Source organism: Variovorax sp. 10N412, from assembly GCF_056394985.1.
The window spans coordinates 141789-165542 of record NZ_JBFTIO010000010.1 but is presented as its reverse complement, the minus strand read 5'-3'; the positions used below and the strand labels follow the sequence as shown (position 1 = coordinate 165542).

Sequence of the window (23754 nt, the reverse complement as noted above, 5' to 3'; positions counted from 1 at the left end):
GTTTCCCCATGAACCCATTGCGTCACGTCTTCAGCGCCGCGGCCCTCGCCACGCTGACCACCGCTCTCGTTCCCGCGCATGCGCAGGGCGTGATCAAGATCGGCGAGGTCAACAGCTACAAGTCGCAGCCTGCCTTCCTGGAGCCCTACAAGAAGGGCATGGAGCTGGCCGTCGAAGAAATCAACGCCAAGGGCGGCGTCAACGGCAGGAAGGTCGAGCTCATCACGCGCGACGACAACGCCAACCCCGGTGACGCCGTGCGCGTGGCCGAAGAACTGGTGGCGCGCGAGAAGATCGACGTGCTGACCGGCACCTTCCTGTCGAACACCGGCCTGGCCGTGGCCGACTTCGCCAAGCAGAAGAAAATCTTCTTCCTGGCCGGCGAACCGCTCACCGACAAGATGACCTGGCAGGGCGGCAACGAATACACCTTCCGCCTGCGCCCCGGCACCTACATGCAGGCCGCCATGCTCGTGCCCGAGGCCGTCAAGCTCAAGAAGAAGCGCTGGGCCGTCGTGTACCCGAACTACGAATACGGCCAGTCGGCCGTGGCCGCGTTCAAGTCGCTGCTGAAGGCCGCGCAGCCCGACGTCGAGTTCGTCGCCGAGCAGGCACCGCCGCTGGGCAAGGTCGACGCGGGCGCCGTGGCGCAAGCCCTGGCCGACGCCAAGCCCGACGCCATCTTCAACGTGCTGTTCGGTGCCGACCTGTCCAAGTTCGTGCGCGAAGGCAACACCCGCGGTCTCTTCAAGGACCGCGCGGTCGTCAGCGTGCTGACCGGCGAGCCCGAGTACCTGGACCCGCTGAAGGACGAAACGCCCAACGGCTGGATCGTGACCGGCTACCCCTGGTACGGCATCCAGACGCCCGAGCACAAGGCCTTCTTCCTCGCGTACCACGAGAAGTACAAGGACTATCCGCGCCTGGGCTCGGTGGTCGGCTACAGCATGATCAAGTCGGTCGCGGCCGGCATCGCCAAGGCCAAGGGCACCGAAACGCCCAAGCTCGTGGCCGCCTTCAAGGGCCTGCAGGTCGACACGCCGTTCGGCAAGATCAGCTACCGCGCCGAAGACCACCAGTCCACCATGGGCGCCTTCGTCGGCAAGACGAAGAACGACAACGGCAAGGGTGTGATGGTCGACTACACCTACTTCGACGGCGCCAAGTTCCAGCCCACCGCCGCCGACGTCAAGAAGTCGCGCGCCGCAGACTGACCCTTTTCCGGAACGCTTGCACCCATGAGCCTCTCGTCCCTGCTGCTGCAGTTCCTCACCGGGCTGTCGTCGGCTTCGTCGCTGTTCCTCGTGGGGGCCGGCCTTTCGTTGATCTTCGGCGTCACGCGCATCGTCAACTTTGCGCATGGCTCCTTCTTCATGGTCGGCATCTATGTCGCCTACACGCTGGCCGAGAAGCTCGGCGGGGGCGTCGGCTTCTGGTCGGCGCTGGTGATCGCGGCCGTCGCGGTCGGCGTGCTGGGCGCGCTGATCGAGATGGTGCTGCTGCGCCGCATCTACAAATCGCCGGAGCTGTTCCAGCTGCTGGCCACCTTCGCACTCGTGCTCGTCATCAAGGACGCGGTGCTCTATCTATGGGGGCCCGACGAACTGCTCGGCCCGCGCGCGCCGGGCCTGTCGGGCTCGGTCGAAATCCTGGGGCGGCAGTTCCCGACCTACGACCTGTTCCTGATCGTCGTCGGCCCGGTCGTGCTCGGCCTCATGTGGCTGCTGCTCACGCGCACCCGCTGGGGCACGCTGGTGCGCGCCGCCACGCAAGACCGCGAGATGGTCAGCGCGCTGGGCGTCAACCAGGCCTGGCTCTTCACGGCCGTGTTCGCGCTGGGCGCCATGCTCGCGGGCCTGGGCGGCGCGCTGCAGCTGCCGCGCGAACCGGCCACGCTGGCCATGGACCTCAACACCATCGGCGCGGCCTTCGTGGTGGTGGTGGTGGGCGGCATGGGCTCGATTCCGGGCGCCTATGCGGCGGCCCTGCTGCTGTCCGAGATCAAGGCCGTGTGCATCTGGCTCGACGTGGTCGACATCTTCGGCTACAGCGTGTCGTTCTCCAAGCTCACGCTGGTGGTCGACTTCATCGTGATGGCCGTGGTGCTGGTGTGGCGCCCGTGGGGCCTGTTCGGCCGTCCGCAGGCACCCAGCCGCTACGTGGGCATGGCCGAGGAGCCGCTGCGCCGCGCGAGCAAGGGCTACCTGTGGCTGGTCGCCGCGCTCGGCGCGGTGCTCATGGCCATGCCGCTGCTCACCGCCGATTCGCCCTACACCACGGTGCTGATGATCGACCTGCTCATCGCCGCGCTGTTCGCCGCCAGCCTGCACTTCATCATGGGCCCGGCCGGCATGCACTCGTTCGGGCATGCCGCGTACTTCGGGCTGGGAGCCTATGGCGCCGCGCTGCTGGTGCGCGCGAGCGGCCTGCCGATGGAGGCCGCGCTCGTCGTGGCGCCGCTGGTGGCGGCCGCGGGCGCGCTGGTCTACGGCTGGTTCGCGGTGCGGCTGTCGGGCGTGTACCTGGCCATGCTCACGCTGGCCTTCGCGCAGATCACCTGGGCCGTCGTCTACCAGTGGGACTCGTTCACCGGCGGCAGCAACGGCCTCACGGGCGTGTGGCCCTCGGAGTGGCTGTCGGACAAGCGCATGTATTACTGGCTCACGCTGGTGCTCGTGGCCGCGGGCATCCTGATGCTGCGCCGCGTGCTGTTCTCGCCCTTCGGCTACGCGCTGCGCGCGGGCCGCGACTCGGTGCTGCGCGCCGACGCCATCGGCATCGACGTCAAGCGCATGCAGTGGACGGCCTTCGTCATCGCGGGCACCGCGGCCGGCCTGGCCGGTGCGCTCTACGCCTTCTCCAAGGGCAGCATCTCGCCCGAGAGCCTGAGCGTGGACAAGTCGGTCGACGGCCTCGTGATGGTGCTGCTGGGCGGCATCCAGACGCTGGCCGGACCGGTGGTGGGCGCCGTCACCTTCAGCTGGCTGCACGACACCGTGGCGCGCAACACCGACTACTGGCGCGCGACGCTCGGCGCCATCATCCTGATCCTGGTGCTGCTGTTCCCGCAGGGCATTGCAGGTTTCGCCAAGCAACTGACCGACAAGCTGATGCGTCGCGGCAAGGCCGATGCGCCTGCCGCCGCTGAGGTGAAGGAGGCCAAGGCATGAGCACCCCGCACACTTCCACCACCACCCCGACCGCGCCCCTGCTCAAGGTCGAGAACCTGGGCAAGTCCTTCGGCGGCGTGAAAGCCGTCGACGGCATCAGCTTCGAGCTGCATGCCGGCGAACTGCTTGCCCTCATCGGCCCCAACGGCGCCGGCAAGTCCACCACCTTCAACATGGTCAACGGCCAGCTCAAGGCCGACCAGGGCTCCATCGTGTTCGACGGCCACGAGCTCGTGGGCCAGAAGCCGCGCGCCATCTGGCGCATGGGCGTGGGCCGCACCTTCCAGATTGCCGAGACCTTCGCCTCGCTCACCGTGGTCGAGAACGTGCAGATGGCCATGCTCTCGCACGACGGCAAGCTGTTCTCCATGTGGCGCCGCGCGGCGGACCACAAGCGCGACGAGGCGCTGGTGCTGCTCGACCAGGTGGGCATGAAGGCCCAGGCCGACCGCCCCTGCAGCGAGCTGGCCTACGGCGACGTCAAGCGCGTGGAGCTGGCCATCGCCATGGCCAACAGCCCGAAGCTGCTGCTGATGGACGAGCCCACCGCCGGCATGGCGCCCAAGGAGCGCAACTCGCTCATGGCGCTGACCAAAGACCTGGTCATCCAGCGCGGCCTGGCCGTGCTGTTCACCGAGCACAGCATGGACGTGGTGTTCGCGTACGCCGACCGCATGATCGTGCTGGCGCGCGGACGCCTCATCGCGCAGGGCAAGCCGCTGGAAATCCGCGACCATCCGAAGGTGCAGGAGGTGTACTTCGGCAGCGGCAAGACATTCGAAAAAATCGCCGAGAAGGCCGCGGCCGTGTCGGCTGCCCTGGGAGAAACCGCATGAGCGGCGCAGAACTGTTGCTTGAAGCGAAGTCGGTGTGCGCCTGGTATGGCGCCGCGCAGATCCTGTACGACGTCGATCTCGAAGTGCGGCGCGGCGAAGTGGTCGCGCTGATGGGGCGCAACGGCGCGGGCAAGTCGACCACGCTGAAGACGCTGATCGGCATGCTGGCCAAGCGCCGCGGCGCGGTACGCTTCCTGGGCCACGACATCTCCAGAAGCGAGCCGCACGTGGCCGCGCGGCTGGGCCTGGGCTTCGTGCCCGAAGACCGTCGCGTGTTCACCGACCTCACCGTGACCGAGAACCTCGAGGTGGGCAAGCAGCCCGCGCGCCGCTGGGCCGACGGCACCGACGCGCCGCTGTGGACGCCCGAGCGCCTGTACAAGCTGTTCCCCAACCTCGGCGAAATGCCCAACCGTCCGGGCGGACGCATGAGCGGCGGCGAACAGCAGATGCTGACCGTGGCGCGCACGCTGATGGGCAACCCGTACCTGGTGCTGCTCGACGAACCTTCCGAGGGCGTGGCCCCGGTGATCGTCGAGCAGATGGCCAACATGATCCTCGAGCTCAAGTCGCAGGGCGTGAGCATCCTGCTGTCGGAGCAGAACATGCACTTCGCCGAACTGGTGTCCGACCGGGCCTATGTGCTCGAGAAGGGGCAGATCCGCTACCAGGCCACCATGGCCGAGCTCGCGGCCAACGACGAAGTACGCCGCGCCTACCTCAGCGTCTGAGTTTTCTTCAACCCCGGAGTCCACGCCATGCATCGCAGAACCCTCGTGAAATCCGCCGCCGCCCTCGGGTTGGCCAGCGGCCTCGGCAGTTTCGGTTTCAACGCCTTCGCCGCCGGCAAGGTCAAGCCCGGCGCCAAGGCGGCGCTGATCGTGGTCGACGTGCAGAACTGCTTCCTCGACGGCGGCACGCTGGCGGTGAAGGGCGGCAACGAGGTCATTCCGGTCATCAACGCGCTGGCGCCGGCATTCGAGAACATCGTGGTCACGCAAGACTGGCACACGGCGGGCCATGCGTCCTTCGCCAGCACCTACAGCGGCAAGAAGCCCTTCGAGACCACCAAGCTCAGCTACGGCACGCAGGTGCTGTGGCCCGACCACTGCGTGCAGGGCACGGACGACGCCGCGCTCGGCAAGGAGCTGAAGGTGCCGACCGCGCAACTCGTCATCCGCAAGGGCTTCCACAAGGACATGGACAGCTACTCGGCCTTCGAGGAAGCCGACCACAAGACGGCCACGGGCCTCGCCGGCTACCTGAAGGCGCGCGGCATCAAGACGGTGTTCGTCACCGGCCTGGCCACCGACTTCTGCGTGGCCTGGACCGCCATGGACGCGCGCAAGGCCGGTTTCGACGCCTACGTGATCGAAGACGCCACGCGCGGCATCGACCTCAACGGCTCGCTGGCCGCGGCCTGGAAGCAGATGGCGGCCAAGGGCGTCAAGCGCATCCAGTCCGCCGACATCCAGGTCGCCTGAGCGCAGCCGCTCGCGACCTCCCGCACCACCAACCCCACTGCGAGACCCCCCGACGCATGAAGCTCTCGATCTCAAGGCGCGCCATGCTGGCGGGCAGCGCAGCCCTGGCCCTCGGCCCCGGCCTCCTGCGCACGGCCCGCGCGGACAACGGCGTGAGCGACACCACCATCCGCATCGGCCAGTCGGCCGTGTTCAGCGGGCCGGCCAAGGACTTCGGCGTGGACTACCGCGCCGGCATCAAGCTGTACTTCGACCGGGTCAACAAGGCGGGCGGCGTGAACGGCCGCAAGATCGAACTCATCACCTACGACGATGCCTACGACCCCGCGAAGACGGCCGTCAACACCGCGAAGCTGATCGACGAGGACAAGGTCTTCGCGCTCACCGGCTATGTGGCCACCGGCAACCTCGCGGCCGCGATGCCGCTGGCCGAAAAGGCCGGGGTGCCGATGTTCGCGCCGCTGGTGGGCACCAGCTCGTTCCGCACCAAGACCAACCGCTACCTGTTCCACGTGCGCGCGGGCTACGACCTGGAGCTGCGCAAGATCATCAGCCACCTGTCGACCATCGGCATCCAGTCGATCGCGGTGGTCTACCAGGACAGCGCCTTCGGCAAGTCGAACCTCGTCACCTGCGAGGAGCTCGCGGCCGACTACAAGGTGAAGGTGCTCAAGACCTTCCCGCTGGCCATTGCGGCCGAAGACGCGAAGACCGTGGTCGCCGGCCTGGCGCAAGCCAAGCCCGGCGCGGTCGTGATGATCATGGCCGGGCGCATGGTCGAGGTGTTCATGCGCGACTACCGCGCGAGCGCGGGCGGTGCGCCGCTTTACACGCTCTCGGTCGGCATCACCGACGCGGCCGGTTCCGCCAAGCGGCTCGACGGCAAGCTCGCAGGCCTGGTCACGGCCAGCATCGTGCCGCCGCCCCAGGCGCTGCGCGTGCCCATCGTGGCCGACTACCAGCGCGACCGCGCGGAGTTCGGCGAAAAGATCGACAGCTACACCGCGCTGGAGGGCTACATCGTGGCGCGCGTGATGGTCGAGGGCTTGCGCCGCGCGGGCAAGGCGCTCACGCACGACAGCTTCATCGCCGGGCTCGAGAGCATCGGCAGCACGCGCCTGGGCGACTTTCCCGTCGAGTACAGCGCGAAGAACCACAACGGCTCGACCTTCGTGGACCTGGAGATGTACACCCGTGACGGCCAGTTGCGGCGCTGAGCCGCTGCAGCTGCGGGTCAACGGCCGGGCCTGTTCGTTGCCGGGCGTGCCGCGCGAGGCCTCGCTGCTGCACCTGCTGCGCAACGACCTGGGGCTGAACGGCCCCAAGTACGGCTGCGGGCTGGGGCAGTGCGGCGCGTGCACGGTGCACGTCGACGGCGTGGCGGCGCGCGCCTGCGTGATTCCCGCGCACGGCGTGGCGGGCCGCGCGATCACCACGCTCGAAGGGCTGGGGGATGCGACCCCCACGCTCGGCACTTTCGTGTCCTCGCTGCCCCCCGAGGGGGCTGCCGCGCCTTGGGGCGGACCGGCGGCGCGGCGCGGCGCCTGGCACCCGGTGCAGGCCGCGTTCGAAGACGCGCAGGCCGCGCAATGCGGCTACTGCCTGAACGGCATGGTCATGCAGGCAGCGGCCTTGCTGGCGCGCGAACCGGACGCGAGCGAGGCGCGCATCCGCGCCGAGCTGTCGGGCAACCTGTGCCGCTGCGGAACGCACATCGAAATTCTCGATGCGGTGCAGCGCGCGGCGGTGCGCATGCGCGCCCCTTCCAACCCATGACCCGCCGCGCCGATCTGCCGCAAACCCGCGCCGAATTCCTGTCGGCCGACGGCGTGCTGCTCGTTGTGCGCGAGGCCCCGCCTGCGCCGCCGCCCGCCAAGGGCCAGCCCGCGCTGATCGCAGGCAACCCCATCGAGGGCGACGAGGTGCTGCTCGCCGTGTGGGACGACGCCAGCGTCTCCGCGCTCAACGGCCACGTCGACCTGGGCACCGGCATCCAGACCGCGCTCGGGCAGATCGTGGCCGAGGAGCTCGACCTCGGCATGCCCTGCGTGCGCGTGATGCTCGGCGACACCGCGCGCGCGCCCAACCAGGGCGCGACCATCGCGAGCGCGTCGATCCAGATCCATGCGCAGCCGTTGCGCCTGGCCGCCGCGCAGGCGCGTGCCTGGCTGCTCGCGCGCGCGGCCGAGCGGCTCGGCGTGGCCGCCGAGGCACTGCAGGTGCGCAACGGCGTGGTGCGCGTCACCGAAGCGCCGGACCGCCAGGTCAGCCATGGCGAGCTCGTGGCCGGCCAGCGCACCGTGCTGCGGCTCGACCCGACGGCGACACCGAAGGACCCGGCCGACTACCGCGTGGTCGGCACGCGGCAGGCGCGCGTGGACATTCCGGCCAAGCTCGCCGGCGAGCTCGTCTTCGTGCACGACATGCGCGTGCCCGGCATGCTGCACGGGCGCGTGGTGCGTCCGCCGTACGCGGGCGCGGACCACGGCGAGTTCATCGGCAACACGCTCGAAGCGGTGGACGCGTCGTCCATCGCGCACATCCCCGGCATCCGCGCCGTGGTCGTCATCCGCGACTTCGTCGGCATCGTGGCCGAGCGCGAGGAGCACGCCGAGCAGGCGCTGCGCGAACTGCGCGTCACCTGGAAGCCGTGGCCCGGCATGCCCGACCTGAGCGACGTGGCGCAGGCCCTGCGCGACAACCCCTCGACGCAGCGCCTTCTGGTCGACGAGGGCGATGTCGATGGCGCGATCGCCTCGGCCGCCCGGCCGATGCAGCGCACGTATGTTTGGCCGTACCAGATGCATGCGTCCATCGGCCCGTCGTGCGCGCTGGCCGAGTGGCTGCCCGACGACGGCAGCGGCATGGGTTCAGCCGCCGGGCCGCTCCCAAGGCGGAACGCGGCCCCCCCGGGGGGCAGCGACCCACACGCAGCGGGGGAGAGCGGGGGCATCGTCCTTCGTTGCTGGGCCGGCTCGCAGAACCCGCACGTGCTGCGCGCCGACCTCGCCAAGCTCATGGGCGTGCAAGACGTGCAGGTCGACGTGGTCCGCATGGAGGCCGCGGGCTGCTACGGCCGCAACGGTGCCGACGACGTGGCCGCCGACGCGGCGCTGCTCGCGCGCGCGGTCGGCGCGCCGGTGCGCGTGCAGCTCACGCGCGAACAGGAACATGCCTGGGAGCCCAAGGGCGCCGCGCAGCTCATGGAGATCGACGGCGGCCTGACGGCCGACGGCCGCGTCGCCGCCTACGACTTCGAGACCTCGTACCCGTCGAACGGCGCCCCCACGCTGGCGCTGCTGCTCACGCGCACCATCGAGCCGGTGGCGCAGGCCTACGAGATGGGCGACCGCACCGCGCGCCCGCCCTACAGCTACGACAACCTGCGCGTGAAGGTGAACGACATGGCGCCGATCGTGCGCGCCTCGTGGCTGCGCGGCGTGTCGGCGCTGCCGAGCTCGTTCGCGCACGAGTCGTACATCGACGAGCTCGCCACGGCCGCGGGCGTGGACCCGGTGCAGTTCCGCCTGCGCTACCTGCAGGACCCGCGCGCGGTCGAACTGGTGCAGGCCACGGCGCAGAAGGCCGGCTGGCGCATGCGCACCGGGCCGCAGGAGCACGCGGACGGCGGGCTGGGCGAGGGCGGCGACATCCTCTTCGGCCAGGGCTTTGCCTATGCGCGCTACATCCACAGCAAGTGGCCGGGTTTCGGCGCGGCGTGGGCCGCGTGGGTGGCCGACGTGGAGGTCAACCGCAAGACCGGCGAGGTGCATGTGCGCCGCGTGGTGGTGGGGCACGACGCGGGGTTGATGATCAACCCGGCGGGGGTCGAGCACCAGATCCACGGCAACGTGATCCAGACCACGAGCCGGGCGTTGAAGGAGCGGGTGCAGTTCGCGCCGCAGCAGCCGCAGCAGCAAGCGGAAGGCGGCGTGCAGTTGCCGGGCGTGCTGCCCTCGGGCGTGGTCGCGAGCCGCGAGTGGGGCAGCTACCCGATCATCAATTTCCGCGAAGTGCCGGTGATCGAGGTGATGCACATGCCCCGGCCCGGCGAGCCTTCTCTGGGGGCGGGCGAGTCGTCGTCGGTGCCGGGCACGGCAGCCATTGCGAACGCCATTTTCGATGCGACGGGGGTGCGGTTCCGCTCGCCGCCGTTCACGCCCGAGACGGTGCTGGCGGAGCTGAACCGGGGCTTGCTCCCTCCACCTCCGGGCGAGGGAGGGGGCGGGGGCCTGCGGCGCTCGAATGGTGACGCCGCCGTGCCCCCATCCCGGCCTTCCCCCAGCGGGGGAAGGAGCAATGCACCTTGGCCACGGCGCAAGGGCGTATGGGCCACGGGCGCTGCACTCGTCGTCGGCGGCATCGGCGTCATCGCCGGCCTGCTCGGCTGGCGCTCCGCCATCGCGCCCGTGTCGCTCACCGCGCCGGTCTACAGCCAGTCCACCATCGAGCGCGGCCGCGTGCTCGCCGCGGCGGGCGATTGCGCCGTGTGCCACACCGCGCCCGGCGGCACCGTCAACGCCGGCGGCCGTGCGATGGACACGCCCTTCGGCACGCTCTACACCACCAACCTCACGCCGGACGCCGACACGGGCCTGGGCCGCTGGTCGTTCAGCGCCTTCCAGCGCGCGATGCGCGAAGGCGTCTCGCGCGACGGGCACTTCCTGTACCCCGCCTTCCCCTACACGGCTTTTGCCAAGACCAGCGACGACGACCTGCAGGCGCTCTACGCGTACTTCATGTCGATGCCCGCGGTGCGCGCGGAAACGCCCAAGTCCGAGCTCAAGTTCCCGTTCAGCATGCGGCCCTTGATGGCCGGCTGGAACGCGCTGTTCCACGACCCCGCGCCGATGCAGCCCGTGGCCACGCAAAGCGCCGAGTGGAACCGCGGGGCCTACCTCGTCAACGGCCTGGGCCATTGCGGCGCCTGCCACACGCCGCGCAATGCCCTGGGTGCGGAGCAGGGCGGCAGCGCGTTCCTGTCGGGTGCGATGGTCGACGGCTGGGAGGCGCCGGCGCTCACGCAGCGGTCGTTGGCCGCCGTGCCGTGGGACACCGACGCGCTGTACCGCTACCTGCGCCACGGCCACGCGCCAGGCCATGGCATGGCCGGCGGGCCGATGGCCGAGGTGGTGCGCGAGCTGCAACAGGTGCCCGACGAAGACGTGCGCGCCATGGCCACGTACCTCGGTTCGTTCAACCCCGCACCGGCCGCCGACCCGAAGGCCGTGGCGCAGCAAGTGGTGGACAACGCCGCACGCACGCAAGGCCAGCTGCTCGGCCCCGCGCAGCGCATGTTCGACAGCGCCTGCGCGTCCTGCCATCACGACGGCAACGGTCCCACGTTGCTGGGCGTGAACACGCCGCTCGCGCTCAACAGCAACCTCACGAGCGCGAAACCCGACAACCTGCTGCGCACCATCCTCGACGGCGTGCGCGAGCCCGCGACGCGCGACATCGGCTTCATGCCGGCGTTCCGCGAGGCGCTCGACGACCGGCAGATCGCCGAGCTGGCCGGCTACATGCGCGCGCGCTTCGCGCCGCAGGAGCCGGCCTGGCAGAACCTGCCGGCCGAGGTGGCGCGCGTGCGGGCCACTCCCGGGCACTGACCGGGGCACTGACGGGGGTACGGGCAGCAAGAAGAAGCGCTGGCGAAGGCCATCCCCGCGAACGCGCCGCTACGATGCCACGTAGCGCACCCATTCACGGAGACAAACGCCATGCCATTGAATCTTTCGACTTCTTCCAGCCTGCCCCGCGACGCCGAGCGCGCCACCCTTGTCGGACGCCTGTGGCAGCCCGGCGTGGGGCCAGTGCTGGTGGCCGTGCACGACGGGGGCCTGCACGACCTGTCGAAGCTCGCCCCCACCATGAGCGACCTGCTCGAAGGCGACGAAGCGCCAGCAGAAGCGGTTCGCCGCGCATTGCAGGGCGCGCCGCGCATCGCCTCGCTGGACGAAGCCATCGCCAACAGCGATGAAACCGCACGCGACACGAACAAGCCCTGGCTGCTCGCCCCCTGCGACCTGCAGGCCATCAAGGCCAGCGGCGTGACCTTCGTCGCGAGCCTGCTGGAGCGCGTCATCGAGGAACAGGCGCGCGGCGATGCCTCGCGGGCCGAGGCCACGCGCGCGGCCATCGGCGGCGTGCTGGGCGACAACCTCGCGGACATCGTGCCCGGCTCGCCCGAGGCCATGAAGGTCAAGGAGGTGCTGATCGCCCAGGGCGTGTGGTCGCAGTACCTCGAGGTCGGCATCGGCCCCGACGCCGAGATCTTCACCAAGGCCCCGGTGCTGGCGGCCGTGGGCACGGGCGCCGACGTGGGCATTCACGCGGGCTCGGTGTGGAACAACCCCGAGCCCGAGGTGGTGCTGGCCGTCAACAGCCGCGGAGAAACGCTCGGCGCCGCCTTGGGCAACGACGTCAACCTGCGCGACTTCGAAGGCCGCAGCGCCCTGCTGCTGGGCAAGGCCAAGGACAACAACGCCTCGTGCGCCATCGGCCCGTTCATTCGCCTGTTCGATGCGCACTTCGGCATTGCCGACGTGCGCCGCATCACCGTGGCACTGGAAGTGACGGGCCCCGAGGGCTTCACCCTCGAAGGCTCCAGCTCGTTGTCGAAGATCAGCCGCGACCCGCTGGACCTCGTCGCACAGACCATCGGCAAGCACCACGCCTACCCGGACGGCTTCATGTTGTTTCTTGGAACCATGTTCGCACCGACACAAGACCGTCATGGGCCTGGGCAAGGATTCACCCATGTGGTGGGGGACCGCGTGCGCATCGCCGCACCCGAACTCGGTGCATTGATCAACCGCGTGGTGCATGCGGACCAGGCGCCGCGTTGGACTTTCGGTGTCGGCGCGTTGATGCGCAACTTGGGGCAACGCGGGCTGCTGTAGCCGTTCCGTAGACGTTCTGCGAATTGAATCCAGGGAGCTGTACTCCTTTGTGATTCATTGAGCGGGCATCCTGTCCGTTGCTGTTGACCGCGCTTCGCGTTCCCCTCAAGATAACCGTTGTTGACGAACAGTTAACTAAGGGAGAAGAGGTTGTCGCAAAGCGAGATCGAACTATTGCAGTCGGCGGTGGATGGCGCGCGCGCGTGCGGCGAAGACCTCGAATACGACCCTGATTTCCTGGCATTGCAGCAGTCCATCACGGGCAAGCGCGAGCAGCAGTTCGGCTCGACCATCATCCCCGCGGAACCGCCCGACTGGGCGCGCGTGGAGCGCCTTGCCAGGCAGCTGTGCACCCGCACGCGGGACCTGCGGGTGCTGGTGCCTCTCACACTGGCATGGACCGAAAGCCGCGGATTGCCCGGCTACGTCGAAGGCCTGCAGCTGGTGGACGCCGTGCTGCGCACCTTCTGGAACGAGGTGCATCCCGTCGTCACTGACGGCGACTTCGAAGACCCGCTGCCGCGCATGAATGCGCTGGCCGCGCTGGCCGAAGCCGAAGGCCTCGGGCGCAGCGTGCGCGATGCGAAGCTGCTCGACGATGCCGGCACCTCGATGAGCCTGCGGCAGGTCGAGGCGCTGCTCGACTCGAGCAAGACCGACCACCAGATCGACTACCCCGGCGGCATCGGCCGCCTGCGCGACGCGGCACGGCGCGCGCATGAGAAATCGGCGCCACCGGTGGTGGCCCTGCGTGCGGCGCTGGAGCTGCTGCAGCGCATTCGCGAGACCTGCGAGCGTGCCCTGGGCCAGAGCTGGGCACCCGATTTCTCGCGCCTCGAACGTTCGCTGCGCACCGTGATGCAACTGCTGCCGGAGCAGTCGTCGGCCGACATGACGAAAGTCATGGAGGCCCACGCTGGAGCCGATCCGACGGGTGTTGAACTTTCCACTACAGCTGCGCAAAGTACCGCCGCAAGTCATGCAAATGGCGGTATCGGCCTACGCGCCGCGCTTGTTAAAGATATTGAAATATCCAGTCGTGATGATGTGCAAGTTCTGTTGGAAAAAGCTTGCCGTTACCTGGAGCGTGCGGAGCCCAGCCATCCCGCGCCCATGCTGATACGAAGAGCACAGCGACTTCTGGACCTCAATTTTTTCCAGATCATCGAAGAACTCGTGCCCGAGGGGTTGCAAAAGATAGAGAGCCTTGCGGGGCGGCCGTCCAGCGGCGCCAGCAACGCCGAATAGCCGCGCCGCATTGCCCGTGAGAGGGCGACAGGCGTGGCAGGGAGGGGCGCATCCCCCACGCATTTCAGATTCAAGAGGAAGCTTTATGGCAGACAACCGTGTCAGAAACAGTGGTCAGAAGTTCATTTCGCGCAACCGTGCGCCGCGCGTGCAGATCGAGTACGACGTGGAGATCTATGGCAGCGAACGCAAGATCCAGCTGCCCTTCGTGATGGGCGTCATCGCCGACCTCGCGGGCAAGCAGACGGACCCGATGCCCGACCTCGCGGAGCGCGAGTTCATGGCGGTGGACATCGACAACTTCGACGAGCGCATGAAGGCCATCAAGCCGCGCGTGGCCTTCCAGGTGCCCAACACGCTCACGGGCGACGGCCAGATGAACGTGGACATCACCTTCGACAGCATGGACGACTTCTCGCCCGCGCGCATCGCGCGCCAGGTCGATGCGCTGCAGCAGCTGCTGGAAGCGCGCACCGAGCTGTCGAACCTGCTGTCGTACATGGACGGCAAGAACGGCGCGGAGCAGCTCATCGCGCAGGCACTGCAGAACCCGGCGCTGCTGAAGTCGCTGGCTACCGCGCCCAACCCGGCCGTGGCCAAGGCGGTGGAAGCCGCGAACGAGAAGTCGGGCACGCCCGGCAACCCCGGTACCTCTTCCGAGTAAGCGCGAGCAGCAAGGACAGCCACCATGAGCACCGCATCCCAAAAGACCGCCGCGCAGGCGCAGGCCACCGTCGAGGCGCTTGCGCCCAACGAGTTCTCCGACCTGCTGCAGCGCGAGTTCAAGCCCAAGACCGACCAGGCCCGCGAGGCGGTGGAGAACGCCGTCAAGACGCTGGCCGTGCAGGCGCTGGAGAACACGGTCACCATCTCCAACGATGCCTACCGCTCGGTGCAGGCCATCATCACCGAGATCGACCGCAAGCTCTCCGAGCAGATCAACCAGATCCTGCACCACGAAGAGTTCCAGCAGCTCGAGGGCGCATGGCGCGGCCTGCACTACCTGGTGAACAACACCGAGACCGACGAGCAGCTCAAGATCCGCGTGATGTGCGCGTCCAAGCGCGAAGTGGCGCGCTCGCTCAAGCGCCACAAGGGCATCGGCTGGGACCAGAGCCCGCTGTTCAAGAAGATCTACGAGGCCGAGTACGGCCAGTTCGGCGGCGAGCCCTTCGGCGCGCTCATCGGCGACTTCCACTTCGACCACAGCCCGCCCGACGTCGAGATGCTCGGCGAGATGGCCAAGATCGCCGCGGCCGCGCACTGCCCCTTCATCGCCGGCGCATCGCCCACCGTGATGCAGATGGACTCGTGGCAGGAGCTGTCGAACCCGCGCGACCTGACCAAGATCTTCCAGAACACCGAGCACACCGCCTGGCGCTCGCTGCGCGATTCGGAAGACGCGCGCTACATCGGCCTGGCCATGCCGCGCTTCCTGGCGCGCCTGCCCTACGGTGCGCGCACCAACCCGGTCGACGAGTTCGAGTTCGAGGAAGAGACCGACTCGGCCGCGCACAACCGCTACACCTGGGCCAACTCGGCCTACGCCATGGGCGTGAACATCAACCGCTCGTTCAAGCAGTACGGCTGGTGCACCTCCATCCGCGGCGTGGAGTCGGGCGGCGCGGTGGAGAACCTGCCCACCCACACCTTCCCCACCGACGACGGCGGCGTGGACATGAAGTGCCCGACCGAGATCGCCATCAGCGACCGGCGCGAGGCCGAGCTCGCCAAGAACGGCTTCATGCCGCTGGTGCACCGCAAGAACTCCGACTTCGCGGCCTTCATCGGCGCGCAGTCGCTGCAGCTGCCGGCCGAGTACTACGACGCCGACGCCACGGCCAACGCCAACCTGGCCGCGCGCCTGCCGTACCTGTTTGCCTGCTGCCGTTTCGCGCACTACCTGAAGTGCATCGTGCGCGACAAGATCGGCTCGTTCCGCGAGCGCGAGGACATGGAGCGCTGGCTGAACGACTGGATCATGAACTACGTCGACGGCAGCCCCGGCACCTCGTCGCAGGACACCAAGGCCATGAAGCCGCTGGCCGCGGCCGAGGTCCAGGTCGAAGCCATCGAGGACAACCCGGGCTACTACGCCGCGAAGTTTTTTCTCCGGCCGCACTACCAGCTCGAAGGGCTGACCGTGTCGTTGCGGCTGGTTTCGAAGCTGCCGTCCAACAAGAAGGACAGCAGCTAGTTCAACGGTGTCCCGAATCCGGGCGCAAATCACTCTGGGAGTTGACTATGGCAGTAGACATGTTCATGCGCGTCGAAGGCGCAGGCGGTGAATCCAAAGACTCGAATCACAAGGACTGGACCGACATCAAGTCGTTTGCCTGGGGCGCGACGCAGCCCGGAAACATGGTCAGTGGCGGGGGCGGCGGTGTGGGCAAGGCGAGCTTCAACGACCTGCAGGTGCTCGCACGCATCGACAAGGCCGCGCCTGCCGTGCTGAAGAACTGCGCCAGCGGCAAGCACCTGGCCAAGATCGAAGTGTCGGTGTGCAAGGCCGGCGGCGGGCAGATCGAATACACGCGCGTCACGCTCGAAGAGGTGCTGGTCACCTCGGTGCAGTACACGGCCGAACAAGGCTCGGACGCCGTGTTCGTGCAGTACAGCTTCCAGGCCGCGAAGGTCAAGCAGCAGTACTGGGAGCAGACCAGCTCCGGCGGCAAGGGCGCCGAGACCGTGCTGGGCTGGAACATCAAGGAAAACAAGGAAGCCTGATTTCCCTGGCCGGTTTCCGGTGATGTGAGCGCGGCCGGTCTGCCCGACCGGCCGCCCTGTTTTTTCGACGGCCTGCATGCGCTGCAGGTTCGTCTTTCGCACCGTGGCCTTGCGTGCCACGTGCCAGTCAGTCAGTGAGGACGCTTCATGGGAGATGGCTTTGCAGTGCTCGGCGAACGGTCCGTGGCCGAGCACACCGAATGGGTGCAGCGGCAGATCCGCGCCAGCCCACAGAACGCCAGCCTGCGCCTCGCGCTGTGCCACTTTCTTGCGCTGCGCGGCGAGTGGCAGCGCGCCGAAGACCAGCTCAAGCTGGCCACCAAGCTCGACCCCACCTTCACACCCGCCAGCGTCACCTGCGCGATGGCGCTCGCGGGCGAGCGGCATCGTGCCGAGTTCTGGCGCGGCGCACGCGCGCCGGCCCTGCTCGGGGGCAATGCGGAATGGGTCGAGCAGCTGATCGCCGCGGCCGCGCTGCCGGCCGAGCGCGCCGACGAAGCCGCCGCGCTGCGTGACAGCGCGCGGCAGTCCGCGCCCGCGCTGCAAGGCGCGCTGACCAGCGTGGACCGCAGCGATTCGCGTGCCGCCCATTCGCTCGATGACGAGCCCGTGGAACGCAGCGGCTTTGCCTGGCTGTGCGACGGCGACGTGCGCATCGGCCCGGTGCTGGAGCTGCTCACGCCCTCGGGCTACGCCTGGCTGCCGCTGACAGAGGCGCGCCGCATCAAGTTCTCGCGCCCGCAGCACCTGGTCGACCTGCTGTGGACGCCCGCGCAGATCGAGCTGCACGACGGCCGCGCGCTCAACGGCCTGGTGCCGGTGCGCTACCCCGGCACGCTGGAAGGGCAGGACGACGCCATCACGCTGGGCCGCCGCACCGACTGGCTGCCGCTGGCCGGCGAAGCGCAGTACGCCGGCGTGGGCCAGCGCACGCTGATCAGCGAGGCCGGCGACCATTCGCTGCTCGACGTGCGCCTGATCGAGTTCACGCCGGAGGACGCCAAGGCATGAGCGCGATGCTGGACACCGACGGCGAGCAGCAGGAAAGCGTTGCGCGCGACCGCCTGCAGCCGGTGCTGCTCGACCGCCTGACCGACAAGACGCCGCAGACCCGCCAGGAGCGCGCGGGCGCCTTCCTCATGAGCGGCAAGCTGCTGCGCGACTCGGTGCTGCGCGACCTGCAGTGGCTGCTGAACACCGCCAACTTCGGCGCCGACCACACCATCAACACCATGCCCCGCGCGCGCGGCTCGGTGGTGAACTACGGCGTGCGCGGCTGGGCCGGCGGGCGCATGTCGGAGGTCGACTTCGCCGACGTCGAGGCGGCCATCCGCGCCGCCATCATCGACTTCGAGCCGCGCATCATGAAAGACAGCATCGACGTGCGCTGCGTGACCGACGCGAACGACCTGGAGCACCACAACCTGCTCGCGCTGGAGATCCGCGGCACGCTGTGGTCGGTGCCGTACCCGATCGAGTTCATCCTGCGTTCGGAGCTGGACCTGGAAAGCGGGCACATGGTGCTGCGCCCCACCGGAGGCCTCTGAATGGACGCCAAGCTGCTCGACTACTACAACCGCGAGCTCACCTACATGCACGAGCTCGGGGCCGAGTTCGCGCAGCGCTACCCCAAGATCGCGGGCCGCCTGGGCATGCGCGGCATCGAGGTCAGCGACCCGTACGTGGAGCGCCTGCTCGAAGGCTTCAGCTTTCTCACCGCGCGCATCCAGCTGAAGATGGACGCGGAGTTTCCGCGCTTCTCGCAGCGGCTGCTCGAGGTGGTGTACCCCAACTTCCTCGCGCCGCTGCCCGCCATGGCGGTGGTGCAGATCGACGGCAATCTCAACGAAGGCTCGCTGAAGGCGGGCTACGAGCTGCCGCGCCACACCATCCTGCGCGGCCGCATGATCAAGGGCGAGCAGACGGCCTGCGAGTTCCGCACCGGCCATGCCGTCACGCTGTGGCCCCTCCGCATCGCGGAGGCCGGCATCGGCCCGGTGCCGGCGGACATCGGGCATGCCATGCCCCTGGTGGCGCGGCAGGCCAGGAGCGCCATCACCCTCAAGCTCGAAGCGGTGGGCGGCGCACGCTTTGCCGACATGCCGCTCGACCGCCTCGAGTTCTTCCTGTCGGGCGCCGAGCTGCATGCGTTGCGCGTGCTGGAACTTGCCGCGCACCACAGCGTGGGCGTGGTGTGCCGCAGCGGCCCCGGCGCATCGGGCGGCCCGGCGCGCATCGTGCCGCTGGGCGACGACGCCATCAAGCACGAGGGCTTCGACCCCGAGCAGGCCCTGCTGCCCTACGACGCGCGCTCGTTCCAGGGCTACCGCCTGCTGCACGAGTACTTCGCGTTTCCCGAGCGCTACCTGTTCTTCAGCGTGAACAAGCTGCGCGCGGCGGCCGCGGCGATGGGCGGCACCACGATGGAGATCGTGATCCTGCTCGACCGCGCCGACGCCGACCTCGAACGCGTGGTCGACGCCAAGCATTTCTCGCTGTTCTGCACGCCCATCATCAACCTGGTGCCGCGCCGCAGCGACCGCATTCCGGTGGGGCCGGGCCAGCACGAGCACCATGCGGTGATCGACCGCACGCGGCCGCGCGACTTCGAGATCTTCACGGTGGAGCGCGTCACCGGCCACATGGCCAACGGCTCCGAAGAGCGCGAGTTCCGGCCCTTTCTCGGCTCGTTCGCGGCGGACGACGGCGACTTCGGCGCCTACTTCTCGCTGCGCCGCGAGCCGCGCCTGGTGTCCGACCGCGCCCGCGCGCAGGGCACCCGCACCAGCTACACCGGCAGCGAGGTGTACGTGTCGCTGGTCGACCAGCACGACGCGCCCTTCACACACAGCATGCGCCACATCACGCTGGACGCGCTGTGCACCAACCGCGACCTGCCGCTGCTGCTGCCCACCGGGCTGGAGTCGGACTTCACGCTGCGCGTGTCCGCGCCGGTGCGCGCCATCCGCATCCTGCGCGGGCCGTCGCGGCCCTACCCGGCGCTGGCCGAAGGCGCGCTCACGTGGCGCCTCATCAGCCACCTGGGCCTGAACTACCTGAGCCTCACCGACGTGGACGCGGCGCAGGGCGCGTCGGCCTTGCGCGAGATGCTCGACCTGTACGGCAACCTCGCCGACCCCGCGGTGCGCCGTCAGATCCAGGGCGTGCGCTCGATGGCGCTGGCACCGGTGTTCCGCCGCCTGCCCGAGCCGGGCCCCATCGTGTTCGGCCGCGGCGTGGAGATTGCGCTGAAGATCGACGAGGTCGCGTTCTCCGGCGCGAGCCCGTACCTGTTCGGCGCCGTGCTGGAGCAGTTCTTCAGCCGCCACGTGTCGCTCAATTCGTTCACCGAGTTCGCGCTGTCCAGCCTGCAGCGCGGCGAAATCGCGCGCTGGACCCCCCGCGTGGGACGCCGCCCGGCCGTATGAGCGACACCGGCATCACCGACCGCGCCGAAGGCCTGGAAGGCCGGGAGGGCAACGACAACACGCCGCAGGCTGTACAGACCCCGCAGGCCGTACAGAACCTGCACGCCGTACAGGACCTGCAGACCCTGGAGGTCGTGCAGCCCCTGCAGGCCACACCGGTGCCGCGCGGCATGCCCGAGCTCGACCCCGAACTGTGGGCCGCGCTGGTCGAGCAGCCCTTCGAGCACGACCTGTTCATGCTGCTGCGCCGGCTCGACGCGCAGGGCGGCCATCCGCTGCTGGGCCGCGCGCCGCGCCCGGCCGACGAGCCGCTGCGGCTGGGGCAGGAGCCGTCGATGGCGTTCGCGCCGTCGAACGTGTCGGGCGTCGACGTGGACGGCGACGGCCCACCGCGCATTTCCATCTACGGCTTCGGCCTGTTCGGCCCCAACGGCCCGCTGCCGCTGCACCTGACGGAGTACGCGCGCGAACGCAAGCGCCACCACGCCGACGACACGCTCAGTGCGTTCGCCGACCTGTTCCATCACCGGCTCATCCTGCTGTTCTACCGGGCCTGGGCCGACGCGCAATCGGTCAACAGCCTGGACCGCCCCGACGGCCACCGCTTCGTCGACTACGTGGCCAGCCTCATGAGCATGGGGCAGCCCGGCCTGCAGGAGCGCGACCGCATTGCCGACCATGCGCGCACCTTCATGGCGGGCCACCTCGTGCGCCAGACGCGCAATCCCGAAGGGCTGATCCAGATCCTCAGGCTGTACTTCGACGTGCCCGTGCGCGTGGAGGAGTTCGTGAGCGACTGGGTGATGCTCGAAGAGCGCGAAGTTAGCCGCCTGGGCCTGTTCGGGCGCAACCACCGGCTGGGCGGCGGTGCCACGCTGGGGCTGGCGGTGCGCGACGCCCAATCCAAGTTCCGCCTGGAGCTCGGTCCCCTCTCGCAGGACCAGTTCCGCGAGTTCCTGCCCGGCAGCAAGCGCCTGCAGCAAGTGGTCGACTGGGTGCGCCAGTACATCGGCATCGAGTTCGCCTGGGAGCTGCGCCTGGTGCTCAAGAAGGACGACGCGCACGGCTCCACGCTGGGCGGCAGCCAGCGCCTGGGCTGGGGCAGCTGGCTCGGCACGCGCCTGGCGGACACCGACGCCGGCGACATGGTGTTCCAGCCCGAAGCATTGTTTTCCCGTCACCCATCGGCCGCCCCCGCGGCCCGCCCTGCCAACGCTCTATGACCGACATCCGCCGCGTCTCGCTTTTCTCCAAGCTCAACCCGATGCTCTACAAGGCATTGGAGACCGCCACCGCCTTCGCCAAGCTGCGCGGCAATGCCTACGTGGAGCTGGTGCACTGGCTGCACCAGATCCTGCAGCTGCAGGACAGCGACCTGCGCCGCATCGTCAAGCGCGCGGGGCTGAACCTCGACGCGCTCGAACAGGACGTGGTGCGCGCGCTCGACCGCCTGCCGCATGGCGCCACCTCGATCAGCGACATCTCCGAGCACGTCGACAACGCGGTCGAGCGTGCGTGGGTGTATGCCAGCCTGCGCTTCGAGGCCACCTCGATCCGCGGCGCCTACCTGCTCGCGGGCATCGTCAAGACGCCGGGGCTGCGGCAGGTGCTCTCGGGCATCTCGCGCGAGTTCGACAAGCTGGTGCCCGACGTGCTGGTGGCGCAGCTCGCGGCCTGGACCGAAGGCTCGCCCGAAGACGACTTCGACGCCGTGCAGAACGCGGCCGGCGGCGCCCCCGCGGCTGCGCACCAGGGCGACGCGCCCGCCGCAGGCGGCTCCGCGCTGGCCAAGTACGCGAGCGACCTCACGGCCAAGGCGCGCGCGGGCGAGCTGGACCCGGTGTTCGGCCGCGACGACGAGATCCGCCAGATCATCGACATCCTCATGCGCCGCCGCCAGAACAACCCGCTGCTCACCGGCGAGGCCGGCGTGGGCAAGACGGCGGTGGTCGAGGGGCTGGCCTCGCGGCTGGCCTCGGGCGACGTGCCGCCTTCGCTGAAGGACGTGTCGCTGTGGGTGCTCGACCCCACGCTGCTGCAGGCCGGCGCGGGGGTGAAGGGCGAGTTCGAGCAGCGCCTGCGCCAGGTGATCGACGAGGTCGAGAAAAGCCCGAAACCCATCGTGCTGTTCGTCGACGAGGTGCACACGCTGGTGGGCGCGGGCGGCACGGCCGGCACCGGCGACGCGGCCAACCTGCTCAAGCCGGCGCTTGCACGCGGACGGCTGCGCACCATCGGCGCGACCACCTGGTCGGAGTACAAGAAGTACATCGAGAAAGACCCGGCGCTCACGCGGCGCTTCCAGACCATCCAGGTGCACGAGCCCACCGAGCCCAAGGCGGTGATCATGCTGCGCGGCATCTCGGCTGAGCTGGAGAAGCACCACGGCGTGCTGATCCTCGACGCCGCGCTCGAAGCGGCCGTGAGCCTGTCGCACCGCTACATTCCTGCGCGCCAGTTGCCCGACAAGGCCGTGAGCCTGCTCGACACGGCCTGCGCGCGCGTGGCGCTGAGCCAGCATGCATTGCCTGCCGCGCTGGAAGACCTGCAGCGGCGCATCGAGGTGCTGGGCATCGAGTCGGGCATTGCGGGACGCGAGGCGGCCATCGGCGTGGGCGAGCACCAGCGCGTGGAAGACATCGCGGCCCAGGTGGCCGCCGCGCAGGCCGAACTCGATCTGCTCGAGCAGCGGCGCGTGGAAGAGAGCGCGCTGGTCGAGCGCATCGTGGCGCTGCGCAAGCTGCTGTCGCCCGCGGCGGTGCCGGTGCAGGCCGAAGCCCAAACCGACACCGAAGAGGACGGCGATCCGGTCGGCGAGGCGCCGCAACCGGCCGCCGAGCCCGAACGCACACCCGAGGAAATTCGCGCCGAACTCAATGAGGCGCAGGACAAGCTCGTGCAACTGCAGGGCGAGTCGCCGCTCATCCTGGCGGCCGTCGACGCGCAGGCCATCGCCACCGTGGTGGCCGACTGGACCGGCATTCCCATCGGCCGCATGGTGCGCGACGACGCGCAGTCGGTGCTGCGCCTGGGCGAGATCCTGTCGGCCCGCGTGGTCGCGCAACCCGATGCGCTGGAAACCATTTCACGGCGCATCCGCACCGCGCGCGCACGGCTGGACAACCCGAACAAGCCCGTGGGCGTGTTCCTGCTGTGCGGCCCCTCGGGCGTGGGCAAGACCGAGACCGCGCTGGCGCTGTCCGAAGCGTTGTACGGCGGCGAGCAGAACCTCGTGACCATCAACATGAGCGAGTTCCAGGAGTCGCACACCGTCTCCACGCTCAAGGGCGCGCCGCCGGGCTACGTGGGCTACGGCGAAGGCGGCGTGCTCACCGAGGCCGTGCGCCGCCGGCCCTACAGCGTGGTGCTGCTCGACGAGATCGAGAAGGCCCACACCGACGTGCACGAGATCTTCTTCCAGGTGTTCGACAAGGGCTGGATGGAAGACGGCGAGGGCCGCCACATCGACTTTCGCAACACCGTGATCATCATGACCTCCAACGTCGGCACCGACCTGGTCATGCAGCTGTGCGAAGACCCGAGCCTGCGGCCCGACCCAGAGCCGCTGGCGGCCGCGCTGCGCGAGCCGCTGCTCAAGGTGTTCGCGCCCGCGCTGCTGGGCCGCCTGGTTGTAGTGCCTTATTACCCGTTGCACGCCGAGGCACTGCACCGCATCATTCACCTGCAGCTGGACCGCATCGCGGCGCGGCTGCTGGCGAACCACGGCATCGCGCTGGTCTACGACGACAGCGCCGTCGCATTGGTGGCCCGCCGCTGCACCGCCATCGAGTCGGGCGGGCGGATGATCGACGCGATCCTCACGCACACCATCCTGCCGCGGCTGAGCGAGGAAGTCATCGGCGCCACGGTCAGTGCGCGCAAGCTCGCGAGCGTGCGGCTGAGCGCGGCGGATGACGATTTTCGCTACGAATTTTCTGAACGTTGAGCGCAGAAAGGGA

Annotated in this window: 18 protein-coding genes; all 18 read left to right on the top strand. The window is 69.0% G+C overall.

All coding sequences use genetic code 11. The annotated features are described in order from the left end of the window. The first annotated feature begins 8 nt into the window (after positions 1–8). The 18 genes from AC1DJH_RS22485 to tssH all read left to right on the top strand — a co-directional run bounded on the left by AC1DJH_RS22485 (position 9) and on the right by tssH (position 23741). A complete protein-coding gene (locus AC1DJH_RS22485) occupies positions 9–1214 on the top strand; it encodes an ABC transporter substrate-binding protein (protein WP_472114272.1) in 1206 nt (401 codons plus the stop codon). Between the two features lie 24 nt (positions 1215–1238). Then, entirely contained in the window at positions 1239–3170 is a 1932-nt protein-coding gene (locus AC1DJH_RS22480) for an ABC transporter permease (protein ID WP_478187221.1), read from the top strand. Next, complete coding sequence (locus AC1DJH_RS22475; RefSeq protein ID WP_478187220.1) at positions 3167–4006, top strand: ABC transporter ATP-binding protein; 840 nt, start codon at positions 3167–3169, stop codon at positions 4004–4006. Before AC1DJH_RS22480 ends, AC1DJH_RS22475 begins: the two co-directional genes overlap by 4 nt. Beyond that, positions 4003–4737: an ABC transporter ATP-binding protein gene (locus AC1DJH_RS22470; protein WP_435488130.1), complete on the top strand. Its 735-nt coding sequence runs from the start codon at positions 4003–4005 to the stop codon at positions 4735–4737. The genes AC1DJH_RS22475 and AC1DJH_RS22470 overlap by 4 nt, the downstream gene beginning before the upstream one ends. Before the next feature lie 27 nt (positions 4738–4764). Next, positions 4765–5490: a bifunctional nicotinamidase/pyrazinamidase gene (gene pncA / locus AC1DJH_RS22465; RefSeq protein WP_478187219.1), complete on the top strand. Its 726-nt coding sequence runs from the start codon at positions 4765–4767 to the stop codon at positions 5488–5490. A 56-nt stretch (positions 5491–5546) separates the two neighbouring features. Continuing rightward, positions 5547–6707, top strand: coding sequence for an ABC transporter substrate-binding protein (locus AC1DJH_RS22460; RefSeq protein WP_478187218.1), 1161 nt, complete (start codon positions 5547–5549; stop codon positions 6705–6707). Further along, entirely contained in the window at positions 6685–7266 is a 582-nt protein-coding gene (locus tag AC1DJH_RS22455) for a (2Fe-2S)-binding protein (RefSeq protein WP_472114258.1), read from the top strand. The genes AC1DJH_RS22460 and AC1DJH_RS22455 overlap by 23 nt, the downstream gene beginning before the upstream one ends. Continuing rightward, complete coding sequence (locus AC1DJH_RS22450) at positions 7263–11099, top strand: molybdopterin cofactor-binding domain-containing protein (protein WP_478187217.1); 3837 nt, start codon at positions 7263–7265, stop codon at positions 11097–11099. The genes AC1DJH_RS22455 and AC1DJH_RS22450 overlap by 4 nt, the downstream gene beginning before the upstream one ends. A gap of 111 nt (positions 11100–11210) precedes the next feature. After that, entirely contained in the window at positions 11211–12392 is a 1182-nt protein-coding gene (locus AC1DJH_RS22445; protein WP_472114252.1) for a fumarylacetoacetate hydrolase family protein, read from the top strand. A 150-nt stretch (positions 12393–12542) separates the two neighbouring features. Continuing rightward, positions 12543–13640, top strand: a complete 1098-nt coding sequence (tssA, locus tag AC1DJH_RS22440) for a type VI secretion system protein TssA (protein ID WP_478187216.1) — start codon at positions 12543–12545, stop codon at positions 13638–13640. A gap of 85 nt (positions 13641–13725) precedes the next feature. Further along, positions 13726–14304, top strand: coding sequence for a type VI secretion system contractile sheath small subunit (gene tssB, locus AC1DJH_RS22435; protein ID WP_435488136.1), 579 nt, complete (start codon positions 13726–13728; stop codon positions 14302–14304). Between the two features lie 24 nt (positions 14305–14328). After that, complete coding sequence (tssC, locus tag AC1DJH_RS22430; RefSeq protein WP_472114246.1) at positions 14329–15837, top strand: type VI secretion system contractile sheath large subunit; 1509 nt, start codon at positions 14329–14331, stop codon at positions 15835–15837. Between the two features lie 47 nt (positions 15838–15884). Then, entirely contained in the window at positions 15885–16367 is a 483-nt protein-coding gene (locus AC1DJH_RS22425) for an Hcp family type VI secretion system effector (RefSeq protein WP_435441482.1), read from the top strand. Positions 16368–16514: 147 nt separating this feature from the next. Beyond that, on the top strand, positions 16515–17378 hold the full coding sequence (locus AC1DJH_RS22420) for a type VI secretion system accessory protein TagJ (protein WP_478187215.1): 864 nt from the start codon (positions 16515–16517) through the stop codon (positions 17376–17378). Further along, positions 17375–17914 (top strand): type VI secretion system baseplate subunit TssE, encoded by a 540-nt coding sequence (gene tssE / locus AC1DJH_RS22415; RefSeq protein WP_435441484.1) that lies wholly within the window; start codon positions 17375–17377, stop codon positions 17912–17914. The genes AC1DJH_RS22420 and tssE overlap by 4 nt, the downstream gene beginning before the upstream one ends. Then, positions 17915–19795 carry a type VI secretion system baseplate subunit TssF gene (tssF, locus tag AC1DJH_RS22410; protein ID WP_478187214.1) on the top strand — a complete coding sequence of 627 codons (1881 nt, stop codon included), beginning with the start codon at positions 17915–17917 and terminating at the stop codon, positions 19793–19795. Between the two features lie 170 nt (positions 19796–19965). Next, complete coding sequence (gene tssG, locus AC1DJH_RS22405; RefSeq protein ID WP_478187246.1) at positions 19966–21018, top strand: type VI secretion system baseplate subunit TssG; 1053 nt, start codon at positions 19966–19968, stop codon at positions 21016–21018. Then, positions 21015–23741, top strand: a complete 2727-nt coding sequence (tssH, locus tag AC1DJH_RS22400; RefSeq protein ID WP_478187213.1) for a type VI secretion system ATPase TssH — start codon at positions 21015–21017, stop codon at positions 23739–23741. Before tssG ends, tssH begins: the two co-directional genes overlap by 4 nt. Positions 23742–23754 lie beyond the last annotated feature (13 nt).

Coding starts and splice junctions, on each gene's coding strand:
- pncA (WP_478187219.1), top strand. CDS start 4,765: ATGCATCGCAGAACCCTCGTGAAATCCGCCGCCGCCCTCGGGTTGGCC.
- AC1DJH_RS22480 (WP_478187221.1), top strand. CDS start 1,239: ATGAGCCTCTCGTCCCTGCTGCTGCAGTTCCTCACCGGGCTGTCGTCG.
- tssH (WP_478187213.1), top strand. CDS start 21,015: ATGACCGACATCCGCCGCGTCTCGCTTTTCTCCAAGCTCAACCCGATG.
- tssE (WP_435441484.1), top strand. CDS start 17,375: ATGAGCGCGATGCTGGACACCGACGGCGAGCAGCAGGAAAGCGTTGCG.
- AC1DJH_RS22460 (WP_478187218.1), top strand. CDS start 5,547: ATGAAGCTCTCGATCTCAAGGCGCGCCATGCTGGCGGGCAGCGCAGCC.
- AC1DJH_RS22470 (WP_435488130.1), top strand. CDS start 4,003: ATGAGCGGCGCAGAACTGTTGCTTGAAGCGAAGTCGGTGTGCGCCTGG.
- tssB (WP_435488136.1), top strand. CDS start 13,726: ATGGCAGACAACCGTGTCAGAAACAGTGGTCAGAAGTTCATTTCGCGC.
- AC1DJH_RS22475 (WP_478187220.1), top strand. CDS start 3,167: ATGAGCACCCCGCACACTTCCACCACCACCCCGACCGCGCCCCTGCTC.
- AC1DJH_RS22485 (WP_472114272.1), top strand. CDS start 9: ATGAACCCATTGCGTCACGTCTTCAGCGCCGCGGCCCTCGCCACGCTG.
- tssG (WP_478187246.1), top strand. CDS start 19,966: ATGCCCGAGCTCGACCCCGAACTGTGGGCCGCGCTGGTCGAGCAGCCC.
- AC1DJH_RS22420 (WP_478187215.1), top strand. CDS start 16,515: ATGGGAGATGGCTTTGCAGTGCTCGGCGAACGGTCCGTGGCCGAGCAC.
- AC1DJH_RS22445 (WP_472114252.1), top strand. CDS start 11,211: ATGCCATTGAATCTTTCGACTTCTTCCAGCCTGCCCCGCGACGCCGAG.
- tssF (WP_478187214.1), top strand. CDS start 17,915: ATGGACGCCAAGCTGCTCGACTACTACAACCGCGAGCTCACCTACATG.
- AC1DJH_RS22425 (WP_435441482.1), top strand. CDS start 15,885: ATGGCAGTAGACATGTTCATGCGCGTCGAAGGCGCAGGCGGTGAATCC.
- tssC (WP_472114246.1), top strand. CDS start 14,329: ATGAGCACCGCATCCCAAAAGACCGCCGCGCAGGCGCAGGCCACCGTC.
- AC1DJH_RS22450 (WP_478187217.1), top strand. CDS start 7,263: ATGACCCGCCGCGCCGATCTGCCGCAAACCCGCGCCGAATTCCTGTCG.